We start from the raw sequence: 5,437 nt of genomic DNA on the forward strand, positions 1-5,437 counted from the left end.
ACAAAACGGCCCGCTCATGTTGCCACGAGCGGGCCGCGGATTCCGTGTCGCCTGCCGTGAAGGCGCGGCGCGGTGTCCTCAGTTGCCCTTGTGGATGGCGCGCTTGTCCACCGACAGGGCGGCCTCGTGCACGGCTTCCGAGAGCGTCGGATGCGCGTGGACGATGCGGGCCAGGTCTTCGGAGGAGCCCTTGAACTCCATCGCGACCACGCACTCGGCGATCAGCTCGGACACGCCCGGGCCGACCATGTGCACGCCCAGGATGCGATCCGTCTCGGCATGAGCCAGCATCTTCACCTGGCCGATGGCCTCGTTCATGGCCACGGCGCGGCCGATGGCGGCGAACGGGAAGGTACCCACCTTGTACGGGATGCCTTCGTCCTTCAGCTGCTTCTCGGTCTTGCCGGCCCAGGCGATTTCCGGCTCGGTATAGATCACCCACGGCACGGTGTCGAGGTTGATGTGGCCAGCCTTGCCGGCGATCCACTCGGCCACGGCCACGCCTTCCTCGGAACCCTTGTGCGCGAGCATCGGGCCRCGCACSRCGTCRCCGATGGCCCACACGCCATTCACGCCGGTGTGGTTGTGCTCGTCGACCACGATGCGGCCGCGCTCGTCCAGCTTCACGCCGGTGTCGGCGGCCAGCAGGCCGTCGGTGTAGGCGCGGCGGCCCACGGCGACCAGCAGCTTGTCGACGGTGAGCTCGTGCGCGCCGTCCTTGTCTTCATAGGTCAGGGCGACTTCGTTGCCCTTGATCTCGGCCTTGGTGAGCTTGGCGCCGAGCTTGATGTTCAGGCCCAGCTTGCCGAATTCCTTGAAGGCGATCTTGGCGATGTCCGCGTCGGCCACGCTGAGGAAGTCCGGCAGCGCTTCGAGCACGGTCACGTCCGAACCCAGGCGCTTCCACACGCTGCCCAGTTCCAGGCCGATCACGCCGGCGCCGATCACGCCCAGGCGCTTGGGCACTTCGGTGAAATCGAGTGCGCCGGCGTTGTCGACGATGAACTTGTTGTCGAACTTGGCGAACGGCAGCTCGATCGGCACCGAGCCGGAAGCGAGGATCACGTTGGTGGCGCTGATGGTCTGCTTGGAACCGTCGTTGCCGGTGATTTCGACGTCGTTGCCCTTGAGCAGCTTGCCGGTGCCGAAGAACGGGGTGACCTTGTTGGCCTTGAACAGCTGGCCGATGCCGCCGGTGAACTGCTTGACGATCTTGTCCTTGCGGCCGATGAAGGTGCCCAGGTCAACCTTGGCGCCTTCCACCGTGATGCCGTGCACCGGCAGGTTGTGCGCGATGTTGTAGTACTGCTTGGACGAATCGAGCAGCGCCTTGGACGGGATGCAGCCCACGTTGAGGCAGGTGCCGCCGAGGGCCTGCTTGCCGTCCTTGCCGACAAACGCGTCGATACACGCGGTCTTCAGGCCCAGCTGCGCGGCGCGGATCGCGGCCACATAGCCGGCCGGGCCGGCGCCGATGACGATGACGTCGAATTTTTCGCTCATGATGTTTCCTAGCTGAGTGACGCGCTAGGGGAGCGCGCCACATATAAAGCGGGATATATGTGCGGCGAGGGTGGATTCAACTTCACCACTCGCCGCCAGAGCTTCGTTACCTGGTTGCACGGATCGCCGAGACGATCCGTACGCGCGATCAGATACCGAGCAGCATGCGCTGCGGGTTCTCAAGCTGGTTCTTGATATCGACCAGGAACAGCACCGCGTCCTTGCCATCGATGATGCGATGGTCGTAGGACAGCGCCAGGTACATCATCGGGGCGGCGATCACCTGGCCGTTCTCGACGATGGCGCGCTCCTTGATGGCGTGCATGCCCAGGATCGCGCTCTGCGGCGGGTTCACGATCGGGGTCGACAGCAGCGAACCGAAGGTGCCGCCGTTGGTGATGGTGAAGGTGCCGCCCTGCAGGTCGTCCAGGCCCAGCTTGCCGTCACGCGCCTTCTTGGCGTAATCGACGATGCCGCGCTCGACGTCGGCAAAGTTCATGTCCTGCACGTCGCGCAGCACCGGCGTCACCAGGCCCTTGTCGGTGGACACGGCGATGGAGATGTCCTGGTAGCCGTGATAGACGATGTCGTTGCCGTCGACCGAGGCGTTGACCAGCGGATGGCGCTTCAGCGCTTCGGCTGCGGCCTTGACGAAGAAGCTCATGAAGCCGAGCTTGACGCCGTTGGCCTTCTCGAACGACTCGCCCAGCGCCTTGCGCATCTTCACCACTTCGGCGAGGTTCACTTCGTTGAACGAGGTGAGCATGGCGATGGAGTTCTTCGACTGCATCAGGCGCTCGGCGATGCGGGCGCGCATGCGGGTCATCGGCACGCGCTCTTCCGGACGCGAGCCCGGGGTCGGCTTGGCAGCCKGCGCAGCGGCGGCCGGAGCGGCGCCACCCTTGCCGACGTTGAGCAGGTCTTCCTTGGTCACGCGGCCGTCGCGGCCGGTGCCGGCAACCTTCGATGCATCGATGTTCTGCTCGGTGGCTACGCGCAGGCCGGCCGGCGACAGGTCGGCATTGCCGGCAGCGCCAGCCTTCGGCGCGGCGGGTGCAGCAGCCGGGGCAGCGGCAGGGGCGGCAGCGGCCGGAGCCGGTGCAGCAGCGGCGGCGCCTTCCTCGATCACCGCGATCACCTGCTGGCTGTTCACCGTGTCGCCGGACTGGAACTTGATTTCCTTGAGCACGCCGTCGACCGGCGAGGGCACTTCGAGCACCACCTTGTCGGTCTCGAGGTCGACCAGGTTTTCGTCACGCTTCACCGCTTCGCCGGCCTTCTTGTGCCAGGTAGCGATGGTGGCGTCGGAGACGGACTCGGGCAGGACGGGAACCTTGACTTCGATAGACATAAATATTCCTTTGATTAGTGCGCTCATCCCTGAACGCTAAAGAGTCAAAAAGCGGCCGTCCGTGGCCGCACTTTTTAGGATTTTTTATTCCGCGGAATGGTCGGTGCCGACCGGCGTAACCAGAGCCTGCTCAACCAGCGCCGCCTGCTCGACGACGTGCGTGCTGAGATGGCCGGCCGCCGGTGCCGGCGAACGCGCGCGACCCGCATACGACAGGCTCTGCTTGCTGTTGATGCAAGCCTGCAGGTGATGGCGGATCTGGAACCAGGCGCCCTGGTTCATCGGCTCTTCCTGGCACCACACCACTTCCTTGGCGGCGGAGTACTTCTCAAGCTCGGCGGTGACCTGCGGACGCGGGAACGGATACAGCTGCTCCACGCGGACGATGGCCACGTCGGTCTGGCCGCGCTTTTCGGCGTCTTCGAGCAGGTCGTAGTAGACCTTGCCCGAGCACAGCACGACGCGCTTGACCTTCTTGGCGGCCAGCTCGCGATGCTCCGGGATCACCAGCTGGAAGCTGCCGTTGGCCAGCTCGTCCAGCGAGGACACGGCCAGCTTGTGGCGCAGCAGCGACTTGGGCGTCATCACGATCAGCGGCTTGCGCGTCGGGCGCACCATCTGGCGGCGGATCATGTGGAAAGCCTGGGCCGGCGTGGTGGGCACGCAGACCTGCATGTTGTCCAGCGCGCACAGCTGCAGGAAGCGCTCGAGGCGGGCGGAGGAGTGCTCCGGGCCCTGGCCTTCGTAGCCGTGCGGCAGGAACAGCGACAGACCGCACAGGCGGTTCCACTTCGATTCGCCCGAGCTGATGAACTGGTCGATGACGACCTGCGCACCGTTGGCGAAGTCGCCGAACTGGCCTTCCCAGATGTGCATGGTGTACGGGTCGGCGGTGGCGCTGCCGTACTCGAACGCCATGACCGCTTCTTCGCTCAGCAGCGAGTCGATGATCTCGACGTCGGCGCCATCGCGCACGTCGGCCAGCGGCATATAGGTGTAGCCGGTCTGCTGGTCATGCAGCACGGCATGGCGATGGAAGAAGGTGCCACGGCCGACGTCCTGGCCCACGATGCGCAGGTTGTAGTTTTCGTCGATGAGCGAGGCGTAGGCGAGGTTTTCGGCAAAGCCCCAGTCGCCCGGCTGCTCGCCGGCGGCCATCTTGGCGCGGTCTTCGTAGATCTTGGCCACGCGCGACTGCAGGGTCAGATCCTTGGGCATCTTGAGGATCTGGTTGGCCAGCTCCACCAGGCGCTGCTTGGAGTAACCCGTCGGAGTCTCGGTGGACAGCTTGCCGCCGATGAACCGGTCCCAGTCGACTTCGATGTCCTTGACCAGCGAGCTGGTCAGCTCGGTCATCGGCTCGCCGGCCTCGAGGCGGGCGCGGTAGTCCTCGAACATCTTCTGGCCGTCGCCTTCGGCGATCACGCCTTGCTTCACCAACTCCTGCGCATACAGGTCGCGGGTGGTCGGGCGCTTGCGGATGATCTGGTACATCACCGGCTGGGTGGCTGCCGGCTCGTCGGCTTCGTTATGGCCGTGGCGGCGGTAGCACACCAGGTCGAGCACGGCGTCCTTGCGGAACTGCTTGCGGAAATCGTAGGCGAGGCGGGTGGCCTGGATCACCGCTTCCGGGTCGTCGCCGTTCACGTGGAACACCGGCGCGTTGACCATCTTGGCCAGGTCGGTGCAGTACAGCGTGGAGCGGGCGTCCTGCGGATTGGAGGTGGTGAAGCCCACCTGGTTGTTGATCACGATGTGCAGGCTGCCGCCGATCTTGAAGCCGCGGGCCTGGGACATGTTGAACAGTTCCATGTTCACGCCCTGGCCGGCCAGCGCCGCGTCGCCGTGCACCAGCACGGCCATCGACTGCTTGCGCTCGGTGTCGCGGCGGCGGACCTGACGCGCATGCACCGAGCCGGCTACCACCGGGTTGACGATTTCCAGGTGCGACGGGTTGAACGCCAGCGCCACGTGGGTGCCGCCGTTGGGCGTCTTGACGTCGGCGGAGAAGCCCATGTGGTACTTCACGTCGCCCGAGTGCGCCGGATCGTCCGGGTGGTCGAACTTGCCTTCGAACTCGTTGAACAGCGTGCGCGGCGGCTTGCCGAGGATGTTCACCAGCATGTTGAGGCGGCCGCGATGGGCCATGCCGATCACGACTTCCTTGATGCCGTTGTCGCCGGCGGCGCGGACGATGTCGTCCACCATCGGGATGAAGCTGTCGCCGCCTTCCAGCGAGAAACGCTTCTGGCCCACGTACTTGGTGTGCAGGTAGCGCTCGAGGCCTTCGGCAGCGGTCAGCTCGGCGAGCACGCGCTTCTTGCCCGCGGCGTCGAGGCCGGCGGTGCCGTTGGCCTGCTCCAGGCGGGTGTAGATCCAGTTGCGCTGCTCATGATTGCTGATGTGCATGAACTCGACGCCGAGGGTGTTGGTGTACACCTTCTTCAGTCGGGCAATCAGCTCGCGCAACTTCATGCGCTGGCCACCGCCGGCAAAGTTGCCGCAGTCGAACTCGGTGTCCAGGTCGGCATCGGACAGACCGTGGAACGAGGGTTCCAGATCCGGAGCCGGCAGCTTCTCGGC

Annotated in this window: 3 protein-coding genes; all 3 read right to left on the minus strand. The window is 65.3% G+C overall.

The window, feature by feature from the left end:
• Nucleotides 1-78: 78 nt before the first annotated feature.
• Nucleotides 79-1,503, minus strand: a complete 1,425-nt coding sequence (gene lpdA, locus AC1DMG_RS19335) for a dihydrolipoyl dehydrogenase (protein WP_477180928.1) — start codon at nucleotides 1,501-1,503, stop codon at nucleotides 79-81.
• Between the two features lie 148 nt (nucleotides 1,504-1,651).
• Nucleotides 1,652-2,854: a 2-oxoglutarate dehydrogenase complex dihydrolipoyllysine-residue succinyltransferase gene (gene odhB / locus AC1DMG_RS19340; RefSeq protein WP_477180929.1), complete on the minus strand. Its 1,203-nt coding sequence runs from the start codon at nucleotides 2,852-2,854 to the stop codon at nucleotides 1,652-1,654.
• A gap of 84 nt (nucleotides 2,855-2,938) precedes the next feature.
• Nucleotides 2,939-5,437, minus strand: a 2,499-nt coding sequence (locus tag AC1DMG_RS19345; protein WP_477180930.1) for a 2-oxoglutarate dehydrogenase E1 component, incomplete at its 5' end; no start/stop codon positions are given.

The organism is Dyella sp. 01N36 (assembly GCF_056399745.1).